Genomic DNA, 21,561 nt, shown 5'->3' with positions numbered 1-21,561 from the left:
GCCATGGCCTGCGCAGCCATCGTCACCGGCGACCGGTTCCTGTCGAGAACGCTGGAGCATATCGATTGCCAGGCGCAGCTGCTCGGCAGCTTCGGGTATCAGGCGCTGGGGCAGCCGGGTTCGCTCGCCTCCACGGTCGTGGCCGGGCTGCTGACGCTGTTCATCGCGATCATCGGCTTGCGCTTTCTGTTCGGCCCCGGCCCCGGCGCGCGCGACCTCGTCTACGATGCACTCAAGGTCGGCATTGTCCTGACGCTCACCTTCTCCTGGCCAGCGTTCCGAACGGTGGTCCATGACGTTGCGATCGCCGGCCCGGCGGAGATCGCCAGCGGCATCGCAACGCCCGGTATCGGCGATACCTCCGCGGGATTTGTCGAACGTTTGCAGCGGGTCGACGCCGCGATCATGCACCTGACCGAGATCGGCACCGGCCGCACGGCGGGGCAACTGCTTGGCGACGGCGCAGCGGGCACCACGTTCGCCGGCACCGCGCTGCAGGACGAAGCCGCATTTGGCTGGTCGCGTCTGCTTTATCTGGCCGGTACGATCGGTTCGGTTGGCCTCTTGCGCCTTGTTGCCGGCCTGCTGCTTGCGCTCGCCCCGCTTGCTGCCGGCCTGCTGCTGTTCGAGGCCACCCGGGGTCTGTTCGCCGGGTGGTTGCGAGGCCTTGTTCTTTCGGTGCTTGGCGCGGTCGGCATCAGTGTGGTCCTTGCAGTGGAGCTGGCGATCCTCGAGCCCTGGCTCGCCGATGCCGTGCGGGTGCGCGGGCTCGGTTACGGCGTTCCTTCCGCGCCGATCGAGCTGTTCGCGATCACGCTGGCCTTCGCGCTGATTCAGGCCGGTGCGATCTGGCTGCTGGCGAAAGTGGCATTCACGCGCGGCTGGCCTTCGCTCCATGTGCCGGAAGTGCGGCTGCCGGACGGCCTTGCAAAGCTGCGGCCGGCATCGACAACCAGCAGCGCTCCTGTCTATCTCGAAAGCCGCGCACAGCGCACGGCGGACAGTGTCGAGCGCCTGGTCGACCGCGAGCAGCGCACTGTGCACGAACGGATGAGCTACCGCACGTTGACGACCGGGGGCACGACTTCCACTGTACACGGATCGGCGACTCCATCGGTCGGCCCCGGTGAAAGGCTGGGCAGTTCGTATCGCCGCACCGCGCACCGTGCTTCGATGGTTGCGCGGCGCCGGGAGGGACAACAATCGTGAACGCGCCCGAACCCTTCGATCACGAAGATATCGAGATCGCCGACAGCTGGGCGACCAGCGTCACCGAGACGCTCGAGCGCTCGCGCCGTACGGCATGGATCGTGGCCGCAGTCGCGAGCGTGATCGCGCTGCTCCTGGCGATCGCGCTGGTCATCCTGTTGCCGCTCAAGACGGTCGAGCCCTATACGCTGCTGGTCGACCGCCAGACAGGCAATGTCGAAGCGCTGGCGCCGCTCGACGAGCAGGTGATCGCGCCCGATGCGGCGCTCACCCGTTCGTTCCTCGTCCAGTACGTCACCGCGCGCGAGAGCTTCGATGCCGACAGTCTCCAGAACGATTACCGCAAGGTCGCGCTGTGGAGCGCGCCCGAGGCGCGCCAGCGCTATATCGCGCGGATGCAGGCATCGAATCCGGCGAGCCCGCTCAGCTTCATGCCGCGCGGCGGAACGATCGCGGTCGAAATACGCAGCGTCTCGTCGCTCTCGGCCGACAGCTCGCTGGTGCGTTTCACCACGATCCGAAACGATCCGGGTGCGCAGCCGCAGGCACCTGAGTACTGGGCAGCGGTGGTCAACTACGGGTTCTCACCTGCGGAGATGAGCGAGGCCGACCGGCTGCTCAACCCGCTGGGATTTCAGGTGACGCGCTACCGGCGCGATGCCGAGACGTTGCCCGAAGTGATCGAGACCCGGCGCACGACCGATGAAGCCGCTCGCGATGTAGACGGCGCTGGGACACCATGAGGGCACCCGCCTTCCTCGTCTCTATAATCGCGCTTGCAGCACCGTTGCAGGCGCAGGTCATGCCGCAGCCCGGCGCCGAGAACCCGCGTCTCCAGACGGTGCACTGGACTCCCGACGGGGAATACCTGCTGACGGCACTCCCGATGACGGGTCTCACCGTGCTTTTCGAGCCGGGCGAACAAGTCCAGCGCGTCACGCTCGATGCGACAAGGGCGTTCGAGGTGAAGGTCTCGGCCGAGCGCGATGGATTGTTCGTGATCCCGCAAGTACAGGACGCCGCCGGCACGGTGTTGGTCGCGACCGACCAGCGCAATTACCGCATGCGGCTGCAGACCGGAACGGGCCTGATGGCCGCCTATCTGGTGCGGTTCCTCTACGGATATGAGCAGGAGCCTGCCTTCGAACAGATACCGGAGCCTGCGACCGAGCCGACGGGTGCGCGTTGGACCTACCGCATCAAGGGGGACCGGGAGGTACGACCGGTATCCATCAGCGACGACGGCGTGCGCACGCGGATCGTGTTCGGCCCCGACCAGGCGCTGCCCGCCGTGTTCGCCATCGGGCCTTCGGGCGAAGAGCAGGTCGTGAACGGCTATATGCGCGGGGACGTCTACGAGATCGACCGTGTGTGGCAGGAACTCGTCTTCCGGATCGACAAGGAGAAGGCGACCGCCGTGCGCTCCACCAGGCCGGAGAGGCACGATGGCTGATTCCGCGACGGCCCCTCAGGATCCGATCGAGGAAAGCCCGGGCGAAGATATCCGCCCGATCGTAGCGCGGGCCAGCCCCGGCAACCTGGGCCTCTGGCTCTTCCTTGCCGCCTTGCTGATCGGCGGCCTCTGGTTGTTCTCGGTCATGAGCGCCAACCGCGCCGATATCGAACGGGCGACGATAACCGCCAATCTGCCGGACTCCGCATCACGTATCTCGTCCCCGCCGCCGCTCGCGCTGCCGCGCGAGTTTCTCGATCCCGGCCCGGTCGAGCCCGACCGGCTTGCAGATGCACCAACGACACCTCCAGCACCGAGGCCGCAGCCGCAACTCACCCCTCCACCTGCCCAGGTGCGTATCGTCGAAGTTCCGCGCGAACCGATCGAACCCTATGCGCCTCCGCCATCGCCGCCAGCGGTCGTATTCGACGAAGCGAGGGCAGCGCCGGCGCTGCCCTCGTCCGCCGCCGACAGGCCCGGGAGCGATGCGCGCGTACGAGCCGGTCGTCTCGCCAATCCTTCGCTCACCGTGCCGCAAGGCACTGTCATTCCGGCGGTGCTCGAAACCGCACTTGATTCGACGAGGCCCGGCGGCGTACGCGCTCTCGTCCAGCGAGATGTCTACGGGTTCGACGGCTCGCGCGTGCTCGTTCCGCGTGGGAGCAGGCTCTATGGCGAGTACGAAGCCGGCCTCCAGGCGGGCCAGAACCGCGCGCTCGTACGCTGGACGCGGCTGCTGCGGCCTGACGGCGTGACCATCGCGCTCGACTCTCCCGCGTCCGATCCGCTGGGCCGTGCCGGCGTTCGCGGGAAAGTCGACGGCAAGTTCTTCCAGCGCTTCGGCGGGGCGATCCTCCAGTCCGTTCTCGACATCGGCGTGGGCGTCGCCACGCGCAAGGCAACCGATGGGGTGGTCGTTGCCCTGCCGGGCTCCACGCAGAATATCGACGTTACTCAGGGCGACCAGGTGCAGCGGACGCTCAAGGTCAAGCACGGCGCGAGCGTCTCGGTGTTCGTCGCGCGCGATCTCGACTTCTCGACCGTCGATTCCTGAGCGTGGAAGCCGGCTACTATCTCGACAGCTTTCTGGCTCCGCTGGCGCCGTGGCTCACGCGTGAAGATGTCACCGACATCTGGATAAACCGTCCGGGCGAGGTCTGGATCGAAACCCTGGGTGGCACGATCGAGCGCGTCGAGGAGCCCGCGCTCGACGATCGGCTCCTGGCGCGGCTTGCACGGCAGGTCGCGGCGCATTCCTCGCAAGGGATCAGCCGCGCACAGCCGCTTCTCGCCGCGAGTCTGCCCGACGGCTCGCGCGTCCAGGTGGTCGGCCCGCCTGCGACCCGTGGCGGACATGTCTTTGCAATCCGCCGCCACGTCTCGGCCGACCTCTCGCTTGCCGACTGGGAGGAGGAAGATGCGTTCGCACAACTCGAAGGCGGCACGGCGGAGATCGATCGCGAGCATCACTGGCGTACCCTGAGCGGAGCCGAGGCGGCAAGCTTCCTGCGCACTGCCGTGCGTGAGCGGCGCAATATCGTGGTCTCGGGCGGGACCAGCACCGGCAAGACGACTTTCCTCAACGCCCTGCTCGCCGAGATCCCGCGCGACGAACGTCTGATCCTGATCGAAGATACCGAGGAGATGAAGGTCCGGCACGAAAATGCGGTCGGACTGATCGCCGCGCGCGGACAACTGTCCGAGGCCGAGATCGGTGCCGAGGATTTGCTGATTGCCGCACTCCGTATGCGGCCCGACCGGATCATCCTCGGCGAGTTGCGCGGCAGCGAGGCGTTCACATTCCTGCGCGCGGTCAATACCGGCCATCCCGGCTCGATGACGACGATCCATGCTGACACGCCGACGCGCGCGATCGAGCAACTGACGCTGCTGGTTCTGCAAGCCGGATCACGCCTCGCTCGCGACGATGTGCGGCATTACGTGCGCGAAAGTGTCGATGTGTTCGTGCAGCTTGAAAGACGCGAAGGGCGGCGGAGAGTTGCAGAGGTGCTCATCAAAGACTGATGTTACCGAAATTATGATGAGATTTCCCTGATCCGGCACCAAGTTTGACAATAGTGTTAAATTACCTCTTCACACCTTTTCGCTTCCATGCAAAACTTGTCGAGTCGCAAGCAAAGGGGGATGGAGCGATGCGGGGAATCGGTGCGCTGGCAGGGGCCATCCTGGCCATGTTGCCGATCGCGGCACAGGCAACCGAGACAGTGACCTACACCTACGATGCGAAGGGGCGCCTCGTTAAGGTCGAACGGTCGGGCACGGTGAATAACGGTGTCGATACAGAATACCAGCACGACAAGGCCGATAACCGGAAGCGCGTAAAGACCACCGGGGCATCGGCCTGATCTGCAATCGACGCCCTGGAAGCAGTGGGCGAAGCGCATAATCGAATAATATCGCAGGGGGGAAATATGTACAGGGGGCGCAGATTTCGCGCACTGCAGCGCGCAGTTCTTTATACCACGACCGTGCTTTGCGCAGGCCTTGCGGCGCCGGCACTGGCGCAACAGGAGGCAGCTACACCCGACCCATACGTCAATACGGAGGAGCACGGCGTCGATCTCGTTACGGGAAGGTACTATCTCGATATTGTTGAAGGACGGATCGGTCCCGAGGATGGCGGCGTCGCGCTGGTGCGCTACTACGGGCAGAGCGGCCTCCAGGACAATTGGACGGGTACGCTTCGGGTCCAGACTTCCGGCAGCCAATCCAGTGCGACCATCAGCCTGGGGAAGATTGCCGACAAATTTATTCAGCAAGGTGGCTCCTGGACAGCTGTTAAGGCGAATGGCGGCACATTGGTTAATACAACCGAGGGCTGGAGATATACGGCGCCTGATGGAACCCAGATCAACTATTCAAAGCCGGAAAACCTTGGATATGGGTTCGGAGAACCGGGTATGCAGTACGGCGGGGCCGGGTGCAACTCAAACGCAGATTGCGGTTTGCCCGTGTCGATCTCGCGGCCGGACGGGACCGTTTATACCCTAAACTGGGACGTGCCGGTTAGGTGCTACAGGAACGGGCAGTTGGTTATCCCCGACGGCAGCGGTAACTACACCTGTTTCGCTCCGATCCGCATGAAATCGGTCATGAGCAATTCCAGCTACGCGATGCTGGTCGATTTCAAGTCCGATCAATCGAGTTACAATGGCGGATTCCCCGCGCCAGACTGGTTCGAGCGAGAATCGGTTACGTTCGTCGATACTTCGCAAGAGACATGCTCTACGTTTGGATGCGGAACCGTCGCTTCGACCTGGCCGAAGGTGACCTACAATCGCCCCTCGGCAAACGTTCTCGAGATCAACAACAGCCGGGCCGGCAACTGGCGTATCACGAGCACCGCTTCGGGCCTCTCCGTGCGGAAGCCGGGACACAGTACGGACTCGCTGATCATCACCCGCGACACTTCGAACCGCGTCACGTCGATTACGGACGATGGCGAGACAAAGTCATACAGCTGGAGTTCGAGCGGCGGAGACACCGTCGTCGACATGGGCGATGCGGGCGGCTCGGATGGCGAAGTCATATCCGATCCCAATACCGGAAGGCCGACGAGTATCACCGATGCTTCAGGCAGTACGACAGAGTTCGATTACGATGCAAACGGCCGCTTGATCCGAATCACGTTCGAGGAAGGCAACTATGTCGAGTACGCACGCGACGCGCGAGGGAATATCACAACCACGACCCGGGTTGGCAAACCTGGTTCGGGTGTGGCCAATATTGTCAGCAGTGCCGGGTTCGATGCGACCTGCACCAACCCCCTGAAATGCAACAAGCCGAACTACACGATCGACGAGCGCGGCAAACGGACCGATTACACTTACGGTGCTGCGCATGGTCTGGTGACGCGGGTTCAGCGGCCTGCCCCGGCTTCGGGTCAACCTCGCCCTACGATCGATTACAGTTATTCATCGCTCTATGCGAAAAAGAGGGGCTCAGGCGGGAGTCTTCTTAATCAGTTGACGCCGCAATGGAAGATGACGCTGATCCGCACGTGCGCCACCGCCGCGACTTGTTCGGGCACGGCGAACGAGCAGCGCGTTGCAATCGCCTACGACACCCCAAACCTTCTGCCGAGCAGCGTGACGGTGTCATCGGGCGATGGCGCAATCAGCGCAACGACCGCGTTCGCGTACGATGGGCGCGACAACCTGATCAGCGAGGACGGGCCCCTGCCCGGGTCGGCGGACACGACGCACTATTTCTACGACACGCTGGATCGCCGCCGCGGCATTATTGGTCCTGATCCCGATGGCTCGGGCGCCATCAGACGTGGGGCAGCACGTTACACGTACGATTCCGGCAACCGACTGATCAAAGGCGAGTTCGGCACCGCTTCCGGCACGACCGAGGCAGCCCTGAACGCGATGACAGTCAACCAGTCGGTCGAGAACGTCTACGACACGAAGGGCAACCTGGCGGTGCAGAAGCTGGTGTCGGGTGGTGTAATCTACCAGCTTACTCAATACAGCTACGACACGCAGAATCGCCTGACCTGCACGGCCGTTCGGATGAACCCGGCGGTGTGGGCCTCGCTCCCGGCTTCGGCCTGCACGATGTCGACCACGGGGGCGAACGGGCCCGACCGGATCACGAGAAACCACTACGATGGCGATGACCGTGTCGTTCGTGTCGAGAGCGGCGTGGGAAGCACCGCGGTCTCGAACGAGTTCGTGGCGACGTTCACGCCCAACGGACGTACCCAGACTCTCACCGATGGCGAGAGCAACCGCACGACCTATATCTACGACGGGCACGACCGGCTGCGGCAGACGCGCTATCCGCATCCGACGACGAAGAACACGTCCAACGCCTCGGACTACGAACAGCTGACCTACGATGCAGCGGGCAACGTCACCGCGCGCCGCCTGCGCGACGGGCAGACGATCGGTTATGGCTACGATGCGCTGAACCGGCTGATCTCCAAGAACCTGCCCGGCAGCGAGCCCGATGCGACCTACGGCTACGACCTGATGAACCGGCTGACGAGCGCGGTGCAAAGCGGCCAGACGCTGGCGTTCGCGCACGATGCGCTGGGGCGCAACACCGGCCAGTCGGGACCGCTGGGGACGGTCGGCTATCAGTATGACACCGCCGGTCGCCGCACGCGGATGACCTGGCCTGACGGATTCTATGTCACCTACGAGTATCACACCGATGGCTCGATCAAGACGATCCGCGAGAACGGCTCCACCGTGCTGGCAAGCTACGGCTATAACGCGCAAGGCCGGCCGACCGGGGTGACGTTCGCCAACGGTGCAAGCCAGGCGGTGGCGTTCGATCCGGTGGGGCGGTTGTCGTCGATCGTGGCGAACCTAGCCGGGACTTCGGCCGACAACACGCGCGGCTTTACCTACAACCCCGCCGGGCAGTTGACGCAGACCACACAGTCGAACGATGCCTATGCGTTCGACGGACTCTACAATGTCGACCGGGTCTACACGGTCAACGGCCGCAACCAGTTGACCAGTGCGGGCGGTGTCACGCTGTCCTACGATACACGCGGCAACCTGACCAACTCGGGGACCGATACGTTCGCCTATACAAGCGAGAACCTGCTCACTGGGGTCACGGGTGCAGCGAGCATGGTCTACGATCCGCTCGGCCGGCTGTGGCAGGTGGGTGATCTCACCAGCGGCGGTGCGACCACGCGGTTCGGGTATGACGGGATCGCGATGATCGGGGAGTACAACACCGCAAACCAGCTGCAACGCCGCTATGTCCACGGCCCCGGGATCGACAGCCCGATCGTGTGGTACGAAGGCTCTGGCACGACGAACCGTCGGTTCCTCCACGCCGACGAGCGTGGCTCGATCATCGCGGTGTCGAATGCGAGCGGAGCGCTGCTCAGGGCCAATGCCTATGACGAGTATGGCATCCCTGGCTCGGACAACCTCGGGCGGTTCCAGTACACCGGGCAGGTGTGGCTGGAGGAAGCGGGCTTGTACTACTACAAGGCGCGTATGTACTCGCCCACCCTCGGCCGGTTCCTTCAGACCGACCCCATCGGATATGCCGATGGGATGAACCTCTACAACTATGTGGGCAGCGATCCGGTCAACTTCGTCGATCCGTTGGGGTTGGAGAACTGCCCACCCCCGCACGAAGGACAAATTTGCGTAACGGCTCCAAAAAGAAGGCCATCAATCTGGCCGTGGTCTTCGGGGCACTCTTTCCCTTCACCCTCTGGCGGCGGCTTCGGTGGCGGGCGTCTGCCGCCGCAAAGGGATGAGCCATGTCCTACCAGACCTGGTCTGAAACTCGATGTTGGTACGGGAGCAACGGGCTTTCTAGGAATTGTCGGTTTATCCCTAGGCGTTTCCGGGGCTATTAATATACCGACCGATGCCAATGGGAGGCCAAGCCTTCGAGGGTCACAGCTCTCGATTTCAGGCTCGATCACCCCTCTCGCTGGATTAGGGCTTTTTGCAGGAGCTGGCCCAAACTTCGGCATGAGCGGAAGTGATGGTCCCGCAAATATTCTCAGCGGCTCTTCGGACACTGTTTTGCAAGGTGGGGCTGGTGATGGTCTCGGCGTTGAGATTGTTCGTCCCCTCAACGACAAGCCCGCTGACTGGAGTGGGTCCGGAGGCAGACTTGCTGCGGGAGCCTATGGTGCAGTAGGACAACGGTTTTCCGGTACTATATCAACGCCACAGCTTGGATGTCAGTAGATGGTTAAAAGGGCGCTCGCTGAAGCCATTTGGAAATGGACGCTCGCAATCATGGTCGGCGTGCTTTCCCTAGGCGTCGTAGTTATTGCGATTGTCGCATTCACCGACGATCCGAGCGCTCCGTCGCTCCCTGTTCTATTAGCCCTTTTTGGAGGCTTTCTATTCCTCTCTTACATCGTATATTTGGCGATGAAGTTCATAAAAGAGAAGATCATCGAATCTTTCATAGAGGACTGAATGCTGCTTTTCTGCTTCGGAGGGCTTCGCACAGGTGCAGGGCTATTATGAAGGACTTGCTGACGACATCCAAGCCAGGCTCAAGGAATTGCGAGCGCAGAGCACGAGCCCGATGCGACCTACGGCTACGATCTGATGAACCGGCTGACGAGCGCGGTGCAAGGCGGCCAGACGCTGGCGTTCGCGCACGATGCGCTGGGGCGCAACACCGGCCAGTCGGGACCGCTGGGGACGGTCGGCTATCAGTATGACACCGCCGGTCGCCGCACGCGGATGACCTGGCCTGACGGATTCTATGTCACCTACGAATACCACACCGACGGATCGATCAAGGCCATCCGCGAGAACGGCTCCACCGTGCTGGCAAGCTACGGCTACAATACGCAAGGCGAGCCGACCGGGGTGACGTTCGCCAACGGTGCAAGCCAGTCGCTGGCGTTCGATCCTGTGGGGCGGCTGTCGTCGATTGCGGCCAACCTTGCAGGGACATCGGCCGACAACACGCGCGGCTTTACCTACAACCCCGCCGGGCAGCTGATGCAGACCACACAGTCGAACGATGCCTATGCGTTCGACGGGCTCTACAATGTCGACCGGACCTACACGGTCAACGGCCGCAACCAGTTGACCAGCGCAGGCGGCGTTACGCTGTCCTACGATACGCGCGGCAACCTGACCAACTCGGGGACCGATACGTTCGCCTATACCAGCGAGAACCTGCTGACCGGGGTCACGGGTGCAGCGAGCTTGGCCTACGATCCGCTCGGGCGGTTGTGGCAGGTGGACGACCTCACCAGCGGTGGCCCGACCACGCGGTTCGGCTATGACGGGATCGCGATGATCGGGGAGTACAATACCTCGAACCAGCTGCTGCGGCGCTATGTCCACGGCCCCGGGATCGACAGCCCGATCGTGTGGTACGAAGGCTCAGGCACGACGAACCGCCGGTTCCTCCACGCCGACGAGCGTGGCTCGATCATCGCGGTGTCGAATGCGAGCGGAGCGCTGCTCGGGGCCAATGCCTACGACGAGTATGGCATCCCTGCCGACGACAACCTCGGGCGGTTCCAGTACACCGGGCAGGTGTGGCTGGAGGAAGCGGGCCTCTACTACTACAAGGCGCGTATGTACTCGCCCACCCTCGGCCGGTTCCTCCAGACCGATCCCATCGGATATGCCGACGGGATGAACCTCTACAACTATGTGGGCAGCGATCCGGCTAACTTCGTCGATTCGCTGGGGCTTTGCAAAAGCGGGGTCGAATGGGTCTGGAACTCGGAAACAAAGCAATGGGACCACCATGTTGTGGTCTGCGCTGACACTGGCCGTGGTGGAGGGAGCGGAGGCAAAGACAACGGAGGTGAAGGCATCATTCCTCCCAGCGGGCCAGCCCCCTCACCCTCACCCGAAGATGGTTTCGGCGGTGGACGTCTGCCGCAAAATACGCATCGGTATAATATCAGCGTGGTCACCCAGTGTTCAGCCGACAGCGCTTTTGGGGCCGTTAGAGGTGCCGGAAATTCAGCACCCGGAGCGCCTTTCGCCCGATCTGGCACTCACGATCTCACTCTCGCGCCCCTTGGCGATCCTATAACCCAGACAGTCGATCCTAGAAGTCGCACGATCACCAATGTCACTGGGCCTGATCATCGGTTCCATCCTGGGAGGGTGGAGATTCGAGTCAATGATCTTGGCGGAGGATATTCATCCATCAACATAACCGGAACGGGGTCAGGAGATAACCCGACGTTCAATAATCTGGTTGGGGCACTTATTTTCGGAGGCATGGCACATGCTGTGGCCAACTATTGCGCTGCGAAGAATGGCACTCCTAATCTCAAGAGGTAAGAGATGATCGATCGACCTCTCGAGGCACGTCGAATTGCCGCTCTCATCGCGCTTCTGATGGGAATTCTTGCTTTACAAGCTTGTGAGGGCAGTAAACGCGCGGACCAGACTCTGTATGTATGTTTTGATCGCTCGGGCGAAGCTGATCGAGCGATGGGCTTGCTTCGCGGCATATCGGATCGATTTGGCTATCGCTTTCGCGAATATGGAGGGCAGGCGAAAGCTGACCTCGAAACCATTGACGCAAATCCTGCGGTCATTCCTGAAGGCAAGCCGATACAGGCTGACATTCAGAATGGTGATGGGAAGGTTCTGCTCATAGCGTCGAACTTTGGCAGCGTTGGTGAAGACCTCCGCGTAAGCCTCTTTTATCATAAGAACGAAGGCAAGGATTCGGCTTTCCACCGCGCGGTTGTAACAGGCTTGGAAACGATGGAGGGCGTACAACTGAACCGCTCTGCCGCTGAAACTGATGCTAATCCCTGCGGCGAAAATTAGACCCCATCTGTCGCTGGCTCAACTTCGTTTCCCCTTTGAACGATCGGGTTCAGAAACCGGATCATCCCCGCGAATTATGGAGTTTATCGAGCACAACCTACGCAGCAGGAGCTGCATGGGGAACGCAGGCCACACAGTCGAACGATGCCTATGCGTTCGACGGGCTCTACAATGTCGACCGGATCTACACGGTCAACGGTCGCAACCAGTTGACCAGCGCAGGCGGCGTTACGCTGTCCTACGATACGCGCGGCAACCTGACCAACTCGGGGACCGATACGTTCGCCTATACCAGCGAGAACCTGCTGACCGGGGTCACGGGTGCAGCGAGCTTGGCCTACGATCCGCTCGGGCGGTTGTGGCAGGTGGACGACCTCACCAGCGGTGGCCCGACCACGCGGTTCGGCTATGACGGGATCGCGATGATCGGGGAGTACAATACCTCGAACCAGCTGCTGCGGCGCTATGTCCACGGCCCCGGGATCGACAGCCCGATCGTGTGGTACGAAGGCTCAGGCACGACGAACCGCCGGTTCCTCCACGCCGACGAGCGTGGCTCGATCATCGCGGTGTCGAATGCGAGCGGAGCGCTGCTCGGGGCCAATGCCTACGACGAGTATGGCATCCCTGCCGACGACAACCTCGGGCGGTTCCAGTACACCGGGCAGGTGTGGCTGGAGGAAGCGGGCCTCTACTACTACAAGGCGCGTATGTACTCGCCCACCCTCGGCCGGTTCCTCCAGACCGATCCCATCGGATATGCCGACGGGATGAACCTCTACAACTATGTGGGCAGCGATCCGGCTAACTTCGTCGATCCGCTGGGGCTTTGCAAAAGCGGGGTCGAATGGGTCTGGAACTCGGAAACAAAGCAATGGGACCACCATGTTGTGGTCTGCGCTGACACTGGCCGTGGTGGAGGGAGCGGAGGCAAAGACAACGGAGGTGAAGGCATCATTCCTCCCAGCGGGCCAGCCCCCTCACCCTCACCCGAAGATGGTTTCGGCGGTGGACGTCTGCCGCCGCAAAGGGAGGAGGAGCCCTCAATCTCCTCCTGCGCTTATGATGCAGTCGCTGAAGACCCAACAGGTGCGGCTTTGGCTGTGCTTGGCGGAGCAGCTTTTGTCCTATCTACGAAAGCGAGAATTGTCGGAGCGCTAGTCGGAGGGACCGTCAGTGTCGCCGCCTTGGGTTACTCTGCTGCAACAAAGGATGGGATTGGCGGCGTCATTTCCTTGGCAGGCAAGGGAACTGCGAACGCCGGAGGCATAGCGTCTGTAGGCAGTGCATTCGCGCGCGGCGCCAAGGTCGGGGGCGGAGTTACAGCGGCAGCTGGGATCCTGTACGAAGGGCAGAAAATCGGGAATCGCTTTGTGCAGTGCCGGAGCGGCTCGTAATGAGTGATCGCGCTGTAACGGCGATAGTGCTCATAAGCATGGCCGCTTTCTATCTGGTTGTACCCATCGCCGTTGGCATGGGCGAAGTTGAAACTGACCTCACAGCCTCGCTCTTACTAGCATTGGCTTTATCCTTCTACACTTATCAAGATCATAAGAAGCGAAAACCAAGAGGGGACATCATCAGAATTCTCGCGATGTTCATGCTGCCTGCGACGGTTGTAATGGCTGCCTTTTTAATACTGGTGCCAGGTTTTCCGTTCGTACTTCTTATACCAATCAATGCCATTCTTGTTGGAGTGGTTTATTGGTACATAGCTAAGGAGTTGCCGTCTGAAGGATAGCCGCAAAATGATCCGCCGTGCTCGTGGGTGCCCCTCAGTGGCTCTGATGCCCAGCTTTCCGATGAAATTCAGCGCAGCAATCTCTTTCACCTTGCGGCCCGTCTGGCAATTGGTCGAACCGCGCAGACAGGGAATGAGCATTTCTTTTTCATAGTTCGATTGGCAGACGGTGGGTTTGGGGCAACAGATATTTATGCGGGCAACTCGGCCAACACGGGCAGACTTGACCAGATCGTATATAACAGAGCCGCCCAGCAGTATGGTGACCGCCTTGTCGGAGGTTTTCATACGCATCCAGGTAATCGGTTATACCCCTCGTCCATGGATGGCATCACGGCAGAGCGTCGAGGATATCTCTCGTTTATCGGTGGCGATAACGGACGGGAGCTTGGCAACGTAGTTGTCGGCACGGAGCGCGTCTGCAAATGAGCACAACGAAAGCCTCAGTCACATACACCCTTTTGCTCGAGGTGCTATTCTTCGCTGGTTGCACGGAAAATTCGGAAAAAGGTCAAGGCAAAGACTGCACGGTAGAATCTGCCGGCAAGACGGTGTTTTATGGAACTCCGGAATGCGTGGCTCAGTTCAAAACTGAGCAGATGAATGGGTATTGGTTGGTCGATTTCGATACTTCTTTGCTTTTTCTAAATAAAGAAGACCTTGAGCGTGGGTCAATCGAAAGTGCCTACTCGCTGGATTTTTTAGATACTCCGCCGGACGAAGTTAGCGCGTTGCTTGATTCGCCGCGCGAAAAGATACTTCGCGTGTCGTTTGAGGGTAGCAAATCCGAAACGCCGGGAATCTACGGCAGGGTGCCAGACCTGCGCGGCGGTGTGGTCGTTAAAGGAAACTTCTCTATCGAAGGGGAAATCCGCGATGTTCCACAAGCCGATTGAAACATGCCGCTCCTTTGGATTTGGGGCCACAGCAAGATAGAAGCGCTGGCACTGACCGCGCCGAATATCCCTCCCCGGCACATCATTAGCGGCGGTTCTGACGGCACCCCCAGCGGCTCGATCCGGCACCGTTCCGGTGCCGCCTCGCTCCCATCGGCATCGCGGTTCATGGTCTCCAGTCATGGTCAGGTGCAGGCCCGGTCTCGCCACTCGCAGGTGGGTAATCTGCGAGCACACCGTACGCAGCGGGTGCTGCAGGGGAAGTGTAGCAAGGTTGACGTGACCCCCAGCTTTCCTCCAGCTGGGATTAGAGCCGGGCGGTTGTTGCACTGCTACCCAACCTTGGATCACTCGGGCCTGGAGTTTTCCGCCTTTCTCGGGTCCGGTGGGCTGGTTGCACCGGCTGAGTTTGCCAGCAAGATCGGGGGGATATTCCCGATCGCGCTGTGCGGTCGCTCTTCGTTGTAGTGTCTACGCCATGCCTCCAGCTTTTCGCAAGCATCTTGCAGCGACAGGAACCAGTGCGCGTTCAGGCATTCGCTCCGTAGCTTGCTGTTGAACGCTTCGATGAACGCGTTATCTGTGGGCTTACCTGGGCGGGAGAAGTCCAGGATCACACCGCGCTGGTAAGCCCACAGATCCATGTCGCGCGAGATGAACTCGCTGCCATTGTCCACCCGTATCGTCTTTGGATAGCCGATCTTCCGGCAAGCCCTTTCCAGCGTCGCAACCACATCTTCGCCCCGGTAACTGAACCGTGGGTCGATCACCGGTGACAGACGCGAGAACGTATCGACCACCGTCAGGATACGCAGCTTGCGGCCAGTCGCCAGCTGGTCATGAACAAAGTCCATCGCCCACACATCGTTCGGCCGGATCGCCATCGTGCGATCCTCCCGCAGCTTCGCTTTGACCCGACGCTTGGGCGTCTTGTTCCTGAGCTGGAGATCTAACTCCCTGTAAAGGCGATAGACCTTCTTCATGTTCACAACCCAACCGTCGCGGCGAAGAATGTAGTACACGCGTCGATAGCCGTAGCGGACATGCGTCTCGCAGATCTCCTTGATACGCTTCTTCAAAAAGGCCGGATCGGTGCGGCGGGACCGGTAGTGATAGGTCGAACGATCGAAGTGCAGTGCGGCACATGCCCTGCGGATCGTCACCTGCCAGTCCTGCCGAACCTCGTCGATGATCTCGCGCTTCCGATCCGGCCTCAGAGCTTTCGTTTGATGACATCCTGCAGCATCTCACGATCCAGCGTCAGATCCGCCACGATCTTCTTCAGCCGTCCGTTCTCATCCTCGAGCTCCCGCAGCCGGCGCATCTCCGATGGCAGCAACCCGGCGTGCTTCTTCTTCCAGTTGAAGTACGTCGCCTGGCTGATCCCCGCCTTGCGGCAGATCTCCGCAACCGGCGTGCCCTCCTCACCCTGCTTGACCACGAATGCCTTCTGCGCGTCCGTGAACTTCGATGCCTTCATGCCACAACTCCTCGCCCAGCCGAAGGAACATACGGCAGAAAACTCTACTTCCAAGCGGTCCAGTTTTCAGGTGGCAGAGCAACCACGGGCGGCGTTCACGATATTCTGACCTCCACTACCTATCACGGTCTGCATCATTTTAACCGCACTGACAGCCGCAACGGTTGGCCTCGTCCGCCCTTCGAATGGGTGCCCTTCGAGGTTCTTGCCATCATCGAAGAAAAGACTTTCAACGCCGTGCAGGCGCTGCTCCAGAGCAGGTCGCCAAAGCGGGTCGCGCCGCGTATCGTCTACTCGCCGACACTGCTGGCGGGTGTAGCGCGCTGCGGCAATTGCGGAGCGGCTCTGATTGAGAACACCGGAAAGGGCGGGCAGTATCGCTACTACTGCTGCTCCACCCGCCTCAAGGAAGGTCCCTTCGGCTGCAAGGGTCTGCGCATGCCGATGGACAAGCTCGATGGCATCGTGATCGGCGAGGTGACGAAGCAGATATTGCAACCCGATCATCTCGTTGGCCTGCTCAGCGACTACCTGCGTACCGCGCTCGAACGCGAGGATCGCAATCGCGAACGACTGCGGCAGATGCGACAGGACCACAAGGAAGCCGAAGCAGGCATCACCCGGCTGCTGGAGCTAGTCGAGAAAGGGTTGATGGATGCTGGAGACGCGTTGATGCGCGAGCGTCTGATCAATCTGTGATTCCGGCGGGACGAGCTAGCCGAGCAGATTTCAGACCTGACGCGCCGCCTCGCCATGGCGGAGCCAGTGGTCACGACGGACAAAATCGAGAAGTTAGCTCTGCTTCTGCGCGAGAAGCTGCATCATGGCCCGCCCGATCTGCGTCAAGCATATGTCCGCCTACTACTCAGCGAAGTCCGAGTCGAAGACAGAGAAACCCGCATCGGCGGCTCGAAAGCCGTGCTGGCCCGGAGTGCCGCAGGGGGCGTGGCCAAAACCACGCCCGCAGCTTCTCGCTTGTTCGAGAATGGTGCGCCCGACAGGATTCGAACCTGTGGCCCCCGGATTAGGAATCCGATGCTCTATCCGACTGAGCTACGGGCGCACGCGGCAGGCGTTTAGGGGACCCGGCCGGCGCTGGCAATCAGTTGAGTTCGTCCGGCTCCGTCACCGGAAACGGCAGGGGGGCGACCGAAATCCCTTCGTCGAGCAGTTCCTGCGCTTCCTTGAGCGTGGCCTTGCCGTGGATCGCTTCCAGATCCTTCTCCCCATAGTGCATGGCGCGCGATTCTTCGGCGAAGCCGTCGCCGACCCATTTGCTGTTTTCGAGCGCCTTGGCCTGCGCCCGGGCCAGCGCCTCCATCGCCTTGCGGACTTCGGCGGGAATCTTGCCCCCGGCGACCTGGCGCTTCGGCCCGGGCTCCGCCGCACGCCGGTTCCCTTTCACGGGAACGGCTGGCGCCATCGGCGCTTTCGCGACATCGGCCGATCCGCATTGCGGGCAAACCACCAGGCCGCGCGCCTGCTGTTCGGCGAACTCGCCAGACGAGCCGAACCAGCCTTCGAAACGATGGCCTTCGGCGCAGGAAAGGTCGAATACGATCATGGCGGCGCGCTAGTCAGGCATTTTGCGGCGATTGGCAAGGCTCGGCACCTGGCGCCGGACGTCGGCGATCCGCTGGCGATCGATGTCCGCGAAACCCACCCCCGCCTGCTCGCCACCCATGTCGAGCAGGACTTCGCCCCAGGGGTCGACGACCAGACTGTGCCCGTAAGTGCGCCGCCCGTCGGCGTGCTGCCCCACCTGCGCCGCGGCAACGACGAAGGCGCTCGCCTCGATCGCGCGGGCGCGCTGAAGGACATGCCAGTGCGCCCGGCCGGTCGGGACAGTGAAGGCCGCGGGTATGGCGATAACGTCGCACGCCGCCCTGCCCAGCGCTTCGAACAGCGCGGGGAAACGCAAGTCGTAACAGATGGCAAGGCCCAGCCGGCCCGCTGGCGTCGCGGCGGTCACGACCGCGTTTCCGGGTCGATAGGCGTTCGATTCGCGCCAGCTTTCGCCACTGGCGAGGTCGACGTCGAACATATGCATCTTGTCGTAGCGCGCCGCGACGGCCCCGTCCGGCCCGATCAGAAAGCTCCGGTTGGCCCATCGGGCCCCGTCGTCGCCGCCCTCGTCCAGCGCGACGGCGAGCGATCCAAGAGCGATCCACAGGCCCTGCTCCGCCGCCGCCTCGCGCATCGCAGCGAGCACGCGGTCATCCTCCTCCCGCGCAATGTTCTGCGCCGCCCGGCCGCGATCGCGGTCGAGCAGGCCCGACATCTCGGGTGTGAAGAGCATTTCCGCCCCTTCGCCCTTCGCTTCCCGTGCAGCGTCCGCCATCGCGGCGGCATTGTCTGCCGGCACGATGCCCGATGTCATCTGAAGAACGGCGATCCGCGTCATCCGGCGAGCAGGGCGTCCAGCTTGCCCTCGCGTTCGAGCGCGTGAAGTTCGTCCGACCCGCCGACGTGGGTCGTGCCGATGAAGATCTGCGGCACCGTCCGGGCGCCGGGCGCGCGCGCGATCATTTCCTCGCGTTTCGGACCGCCCATCGTGATATCGTGCTCGGCATAGTCGACACCTTTCCCGTCGAGCAGGCGTTTCGCGCGATAGCAATAACCGCACCCGAACTTGGTATAGATATCGACTTGGGGCTTTGCCATTGAATAACCTCTATTTTTTCTGCTGCATGGGACACTTGAACCGATCGCAGCGCATCCTATCTGACGAATGGAGGCGCGTGCCGCAATGGACGCGTTCTCCGAAATATTGCCGGGCGCCGCTTGCGGGCCCTGCTTTATGTCAAATTGCTCCAAGGAGGATTTGTTTCGATGAACCGTTTCGATTTTACTCCCTATCGCCGCTCGACCGTCGGGTTCGACCGTCTGTTCGACCTGCTCGAAAGACAGGCCCGCACGAATTCGGGCGACAACTATCCGCCGTTCAACATCGAACGCCGCGGCGAAGACAATTATCGCATCACGCTTGCCGTCGCCGGTTTCAGGCCGGGCGACCTCGACATCACGGCGCAGCAGAACCTGCTCGTGGTGCAGGGCAAGAAGCGTGAGGACGGCGATGACGACGGCGAGATGCTGCACGTGGGCATCGCCAATCGCGGGTTCGAACGACGTTTCGAACTGGCCGATTTCGTCCGTGTGGAGAACGCGCGCCTCGAAGACGGCCTGCTTGCGATCGACCTCGTGCGCGAAGTGCCCGACGCCATGCGGCCGAAGAAAATCGCCATAAACGGCCAGAAGACGCTCGAGGTCGTGCGCGACGACGATGCGGACGATGGCGCCGAGGCGGAGAAGAAGGCCGACGCGGCCTGATCCGCTGCGTCCCGCGGTAATATCGGCGGGACGGCCCAGCGAGGGGACCTCGCCCCCCGTTTTTCGATTTTCGAAGCGGGGGCGGGTTCCCGATCCGGTTTCAAGCAAGGCGGCAAGGACGACGCCTCCCCGATTTCATGTGATCGGCCCGGCCTCGTGCAATTGGGGGCGAACCCGAAAGCCCGCCCCCGCGGCGCGTACGCCGCCTTGTCCCGAGGTGTGATCGTCCGGGTCGCAGAAGACGATCACTCCCGAGTCAAGCCGAGTTGCCTGACCGTTCATGTGCACGACTCGAGCCGCGAAAAATCGCGAATGTCGCAGCGTATCATGCGCCAAAATCAACAAATGTAAAGTCGCGGCGCAAGGATGCTTCGCCCGATGTGCCAGAACGGCACGGGAAATTGCGCGACGCGCCGGGAACGCTTGCTGCGCAATCTACCGATGACAAGCACGAAACGCGCCGCAGCGGCCGATCACACGAGGCGCGACTGATCCAGCGCCGCCGCGACGAATCCGGCGAACAACGGATGGGGGTCGAACGGTTTCGATTTCAGCTCCGGATGGAATTGGACGCCAACGAACCAGGGATGGTCGGGGCGCTCGACGATTTCGGGCAAGAGGCCATCGGGCGACATGCCGGAAAAGATCAGCCCGCCCTGCTCCAGCGGCTCGCGATAGGCTGAATTCACCTCGTAGCGATGGCGGTGGCGTTCGGAAATCTGCGTTGCACCGCCGTAGATCTGCGACACGCGGCTGTTGTCCGCCAGCCTGGCATCATAGGCGCCAAGCCGCATAGTACCGCCCAGATCGCCGTCGGCTTCGCGCTTCTGGAGCCCTTCTTCGCTCATCCATTCGGTGATGATGCCCACAACCGGCTCGTCGGTCTCGCCGAATTCGGTCGAGGAGGCGGAATGGTGGCCGGCGCTGCGGGCGCCCTCGATACAGGCCATCTGCATCCCCAGGCAGATACCGAAGAAGGGCACCTTGCGCTCGCGGGCGAAACGGACGCTGGCGATCTTGCCTTCCGATCCGCGCTCTCCGAAACCGCCGGGCACAAGGATGCCGTGCAGCGGTTCCAGCCGGGCAGCGATCTCGGCATCGTCTTCCTCGAAGATCTCGGCGTCGATCCAGCGGATATTGACTTTCACCCGGTTGGCCAGGCCGCCATGGACAAGCGCTTCGTTGAGCGACTTGTACGCATCGGGCAGGCCGACATACTTGCCGACGACCCCGATCGTCACCTCGCCTTCGGGGTTTTCGTACCGGTCGACGATATCGTGCCAGGCGGCAAGATCGGGCTCCGGCGCGTCGGTTATGCCGAAGCCGCGCAGGACCTCGCTGTCGAGCCCTTCGCCATGATACTGTAGCGGCACGGCGTAGATCGACGATGCGTCGAGCGCCGGGATCACCGCTTCCTGCCGCACGTTGCAGAACTGCGCGATCTTGCGCCGCTCGCTGTCGGGCAACGGATGCTCGCAGCGGCACAGCAGCACGTCGGGCTTGATGCCCAGGCTCGCCAGCTCGCGCACCGAATGCTGCGTCGGCTTGGTCTTCAGCTCGCCCGCTGCGGCGATATAGGGCACCAGCGTGACATGGACGCTGAGCGTCTGGTCGGGCTCCAGCTCGTTCCTGAGCTGGCGGATCGCTTCCATGAACGGCAGCGATTCGATGTCGCCCACCGTTCCGCCGATCTCGCACAGAATGAAATCGTGATCGTCCTGATCGGCGAGCGCGAATTCCTTGATCGCGTCGGTCACGTGCGGGATCACCTGCACCGTCGCGCCCAGATAATCGCCGCGCCGCTCGCGCGCGATGATCTGCTGGTAGATTCGGCCGGACGTGACGTTGTCGCTCTGCCGCGCCGAAACGCCGGTGAACCGTTCGTAATGCCCCAGATCGAGATCGGTTTCGGCCCCGTCGTCGGTCACATAGACTTCGCCGTGCTGATAGGGGCTCATTGTCCCCGGATCGACGTTGAGATAGGGATCGAACTTGCGGATGCGGACCTTGTAGCCGCGCGCCTGCAGCAGTGCGCCGAGGCTCGCCGCCATCAGACCCTTGCCGAGCGAAGAAACCACGCCGCCGGTGATGAATATGTACCGCGCCATGGGAGTCGGGCCTTAAGCGTGCGAGTGGAGTCGAGGCAAGCGGAATGCGGCGGGCCGGCG

The 21,561-nt window shown here is 61.9% G+C and carries 20 protein-coding genes and 1 tRNA gene; 15 read left to right on the top strand and 6 right to left on the bottom strand.

Annotation, left to right across the window (positions count from 1 at the left end; all coding sequences use genetic code 11):
• Positions 1 to 3: 3 nt before the first annotated feature.
• The 13 genes from V5F89_RS10870 to V5F89_RS10815 all read left to right on the top strand — a co-directional run bounded on the left by V5F89_RS10870 (position 4) and on the right by V5F89_RS10815 (position 14,583).
• Positions 4 to 1,209 carry a type IV secretion system protein gene (locus V5F89_RS10870; RefSeq protein WP_338445666.1) on the top strand — a complete coding sequence of 402 codons (1,206 nt, stop codon included), beginning with the start codon at positions 4 to 6 and terminating at the stop codon, positions 1,207 to 1,209.
• Complete coding sequence (locus V5F89_RS10865; RefSeq protein WP_338445665.1) at positions 1,206 to 1,952, top strand: virB8 family protein; 747 nt, start codon at positions 1,206 to 1,208, stop codon at positions 1,950 to 1,952. The genes V5F89_RS10870 and V5F89_RS10865 overlap by 4 nt, the downstream gene beginning before the upstream one ends.
• Complete coding sequence (locus V5F89_RS10860; protein WP_338445664.1) at positions 1,949 to 2,662, top strand: TrbG/VirB9 family P-type conjugative transfer protein; 714 nt, start codon at positions 1,949 to 1,951, stop codon at positions 2,660 to 2,662. Before V5F89_RS10865 ends, V5F89_RS10860 begins: the two co-directional genes overlap by 4 nt.
• Complete coding sequence (locus tag V5F89_RS10855) at positions 2,655 to 3,716, top strand: TrbI/VirB10 family protein (RefSeq protein WP_338445663.1); 1,062 nt, start codon at positions 2,655 to 2,657, stop codon at positions 3,714 to 3,716. Before V5F89_RS10860 ends, V5F89_RS10855 begins: the two co-directional genes overlap by 8 nt.
• 2 nt (positions 3,717 to 3,718) lie before the next feature.
• Complete coding sequence (gene virB11 / locus V5F89_RS10850) at positions 3,719 to 4,687, top strand: P-type DNA transfer ATPase VirB11 (protein ID WP_338445662.1); 969 nt, start codon at positions 3,719 to 3,721, stop codon at positions 4,685 to 4,687.
• Positions 4,688 to 4,815: 128 nt separating this feature from the next.
• On the top strand, positions 4,816 to 5,028 hold the full coding sequence (locus V5F89_RS10845; RefSeq protein ID WP_338445661.1) for a hypothetical protein: 213 nt from the start codon (positions 4,816 to 4,818) through the stop codon (positions 5,026 to 5,028).
• Positions 5,029 to 5,094: 66 nt separating this feature from the next.
• Positions 5,095 to 9,363: an RHS repeat-associated core domain-containing protein gene (locus V5F89_RS10840; RefSeq protein WP_338445660.1), complete on the top strand. Its 4,269-nt coding sequence runs from the start codon at positions 5,095 to 5,097 to the stop codon at positions 9,361 to 9,363.
• Between the two features lie 372 nt (positions 9,364 to 9,735).
• A complete protein-coding gene (locus V5F89_RS10835) occupies positions 9,736 to 11,448 on the top strand; it encodes an RHS repeat-associated core domain-containing protein (RefSeq protein ID WP_338445659.1) in 1,713 nt (570 codons plus the stop codon).
• A gap of 3 nt (positions 11,449 to 11,451) precedes the next feature.
• Complete coding sequence (locus tag V5F89_RS10830; RefSeq protein ID WP_338445658.1) at positions 11,452 to 11,946, top strand: hypothetical protein; 495 nt, start codon at positions 11,452 to 11,454, stop codon at positions 11,944 to 11,946.
• Positions 11,947 to 11,981: 35 nt separating this feature from the next.
• Entirely contained in the window at positions 11,982 to 13,343 is a 1,362-nt protein-coding gene (locus V5F89_RS10825; protein WP_338445657.1) for an RHS repeat-associated core domain-containing protein, read from the top strand.
• Positions 13,343 to 13,687, top strand: a complete 345-nt coding sequence (locus V5F89_RS10820) for a hypothetical protein (protein ID WP_338445656.1) — start codon at positions 13,343 to 13,345, stop codon at positions 13,685 to 13,687. Before V5F89_RS10825 ends, V5F89_RS10820 begins: the two co-directional genes overlap by 1 nt.
• 27 nt (positions 13,688 to 13,714) lie before the next feature.
• Positions 13,715 to 14,116, top strand: coding sequence for a Mov34/MPN/PAD-1 family protein (locus tag V5F89_RS13910; protein ID WP_425334351.1), 402 nt, complete (start codon positions 13,715 to 13,717; stop codon positions 14,114 to 14,116).
• Complete coding sequence (locus V5F89_RS10815) at positions 14,113 to 14,583, top strand: hypothetical protein (protein WP_338445655.1); 471 nt, start codon at positions 14,113 to 14,115, stop codon at positions 14,581 to 14,583. The genes V5F89_RS13910 and V5F89_RS10815 overlap by 4 nt, the downstream gene beginning before the upstream one ends.
• Before the next feature lie 347 nt (positions 14,584 to 14,930).
• Here V5F89_RS10815 and V5F89_RS10810 read toward each other — a convergent pair.
• A protein-coding gene (locus V5F89_RS10810; protein WP_425334350.1) for an IS3 family transposase occupies positions 14,931 to 16,063 on the bottom strand; the annotation gives its coding sequence in 2 pieces (ribosomal slippage) (positions 14,931 to 15,808 and positions 15,808 to 16,063; 1,134 coding nt in all).
• Between V5F89_RS10810 and V5F89_RS10805 the strand changes: the two genes are divergently transcribed.
• A complete protein-coding gene (locus tag V5F89_RS10805) occupies positions 15,959 to 16,762 on the top strand; it encodes a recombinase zinc beta ribbon domain-containing protein (RefSeq protein ID WP_338447563.1) in 804 nt (267 codons plus the stop codon). The genes V5F89_RS10810 and V5F89_RS10805 overlap by 105 nt on opposite strands.
• Before the next feature lie 287 nt (positions 16,763 to 17,049).
• Here V5F89_RS10805 and V5F89_RS10800 read toward each other — a convergent pair.
• The 4 genes from V5F89_RS10800 to grxC all read right to left on the bottom strand — a co-directional run bounded on the left by V5F89_RS10800 (position 17,050) and on the right by grxC (position 18,727).
• Positions 17,050 to 17,126: transfer RNA gene (locus V5F89_RS10800), tRNA-Arg, on the bottom strand.
• A gap of 39 nt (positions 17,127 to 17,165) precedes the next feature.
• Positions 17,166 to 17,627: a DUF1178 family protein gene (locus V5F89_RS10795; protein WP_338445653.1), complete on the bottom strand. Its 462-nt coding sequence runs from the start codon at positions 17,625 to 17,627 to the stop codon at positions 17,166 to 17,168.
• A gap of 9 nt (positions 17,628 to 17,636) precedes the next feature.
• Positions 17,637 to 18,467 (bottom strand): carbon-nitrogen hydrolase family protein, encoded by an 831-nt coding sequence (locus V5F89_RS10790; RefSeq protein WP_338445652.1) that lies wholly within the window; start codon positions 18,465 to 18,467, stop codon positions 17,637 to 17,639.
• Positions 18,464 to 18,727, bottom strand: a complete 264-nt coding sequence (grxC, locus tag V5F89_RS10785) for a glutaredoxin 3 (RefSeq protein ID WP_338445651.1) — start codon at positions 18,725 to 18,727, stop codon at positions 18,464 to 18,466. Before grxC ends, V5F89_RS10790 begins: the two co-directional genes overlap by 4 nt.
• A 168-nt stretch (positions 18,728 to 18,895) precedes the next feature.
• Here grxC and V5F89_RS10780 point away from each other — a divergent pair, with 168 nt between their 5' ends.
• Positions 18,896 to 19,393 (top strand): Hsp20 family protein, encoded by a 498-nt coding sequence (locus tag V5F89_RS10780; RefSeq protein WP_338445650.1) that lies wholly within the window; start codon positions 18,896 to 18,898, stop codon positions 19,391 to 19,393.
• Positions 19,394 to 19,866: 473 nt separating this feature from the next.
• Here the strand turns inward: V5F89_RS10780 and V5F89_RS10775 are convergent, their stop codons facing one another.
• Positions 19,867 to 21,501: a CTP synthase gene (locus V5F89_RS10775; RefSeq protein ID WP_338445649.1), complete on the bottom strand. Its 1,635-nt coding sequence runs from the start codon at positions 21,499 to 21,501 to the stop codon at positions 19,867 to 19,869.
• Between the last annotated feature and the right edge of the window lie 60 nt (positions 21,502 to 21,561).

Source organism: Pelagerythrobacter marensis (assembly GCF_036700095.1).
Lineage (GTDB): Bacteria > Pseudomonadota > Alphaproteobacteria > Sphingomonadales > Sphingomonadaceae > Pelagerythrobacter > Pelagerythrobacter marensis_A.
This window is presented reverse-complemented; position numbering and strand designations above follow the sequence as displayed.

What these genes read in the sequence shown, in the direction of transcription:
- V5F89_RS10775 (WP_338445649.1), bottom strand. Translation starts at nt 21,501, where the DNA reads ATGGCGCGGTACATATTCATCACCGGCGGCGTGGTTTCTTCGCTCGGC.
- V5F89_RS10795 (WP_338445653.1), bottom strand. Translation starts at nt 17,627, where the DNA reads ATGATCGTATTCGACCTTTCCTGCGCCGAAGGCCATCGTTTCGAAGGC.
- V5F89_RS10855 (WP_338445663.1), top strand. Translation starts at nt 2,655, where the DNA reads ATGGCTGATTCCGCGACGGCCCCTCAGGATCCGATCGAGGAAAGCCCG.
- V5F89_RS10860 (WP_338445664.1), top strand. Translation starts at nt 1,949, where the DNA reads ATGAGGGCACCCGCCTTCCTCGTCTCTATAATCGCGCTTGCAGCACCG.
- V5F89_RS10820 (WP_338445656.1), top strand. Translation starts at nt 13,343, where the DNA reads ATGAGTGATCGCGCTGTAACGGCGATAGTGCTCATAAGCATGGCCGCT.
- V5F89_RS10790 (WP_338445652.1), bottom strand. Translation starts at nt 18,467, where the DNA reads ATGACGCGGATCGCCGTTCTTCAGATGACATCGGGCATCGTGCCGGCA.
- V5F89_RS10830 (WP_338445658.1), top strand. Translation starts at nt 11,452, where the DNA reads ATGATCGATCGACCTCTCGAGGCACGTCGAATTGCCGCTCTCATCGCG.
- grxC (WP_338445651.1), bottom strand. Translation starts at nt 18,727, where the DNA reads ATGGCAAAGCCCCAAGTCGATATCTATACCAAGTTCGGGTGCGGTTAT.
- V5F89_RS10870 (WP_338445666.1), top strand. Translation starts at nt 4, where the DNA reads ATGGCCTGCGCAGCCATCGTCACCGGCGACCGGTTCCTGTCGAGAACG.
- V5F89_RS10835 (WP_338445659.1), top strand. Translation starts at nt 9,736, where the DNA reads ATGAACCGGCTGACGAGCGCGGTGCAAGGCGGCCAGACGCTGGCGTTC.
- V5F89_RS10845 (WP_338445661.1), top strand. Translation starts at nt 4,816, where the DNA reads ATGCGGGGAATCGGTGCGCTGGCAGGGGCCATCCTGGCCATGTTGCCG.
- V5F89_RS10815 (WP_338445655.1), top strand. Translation starts at nt 14,113, where the DNA reads ATGAGCACAACGAAAGCCTCAGTCACATACACCCTTTTGCTCGAGGTG.
- V5F89_RS10840 (WP_338445660.1), top strand. Translation starts at nt 5,095, where the DNA reads ATGTACAGGGGGCGCAGATTTCGCGCACTGCAGCGCGCAGTTCTTTAT.
- V5F89_RS10780 (WP_338445650.1), top strand. Translation starts at nt 18,896, where the DNA reads ATGAACCGTTTCGATTTTACTCCCTATCGCCGCTCGACCGTCGGGTTC.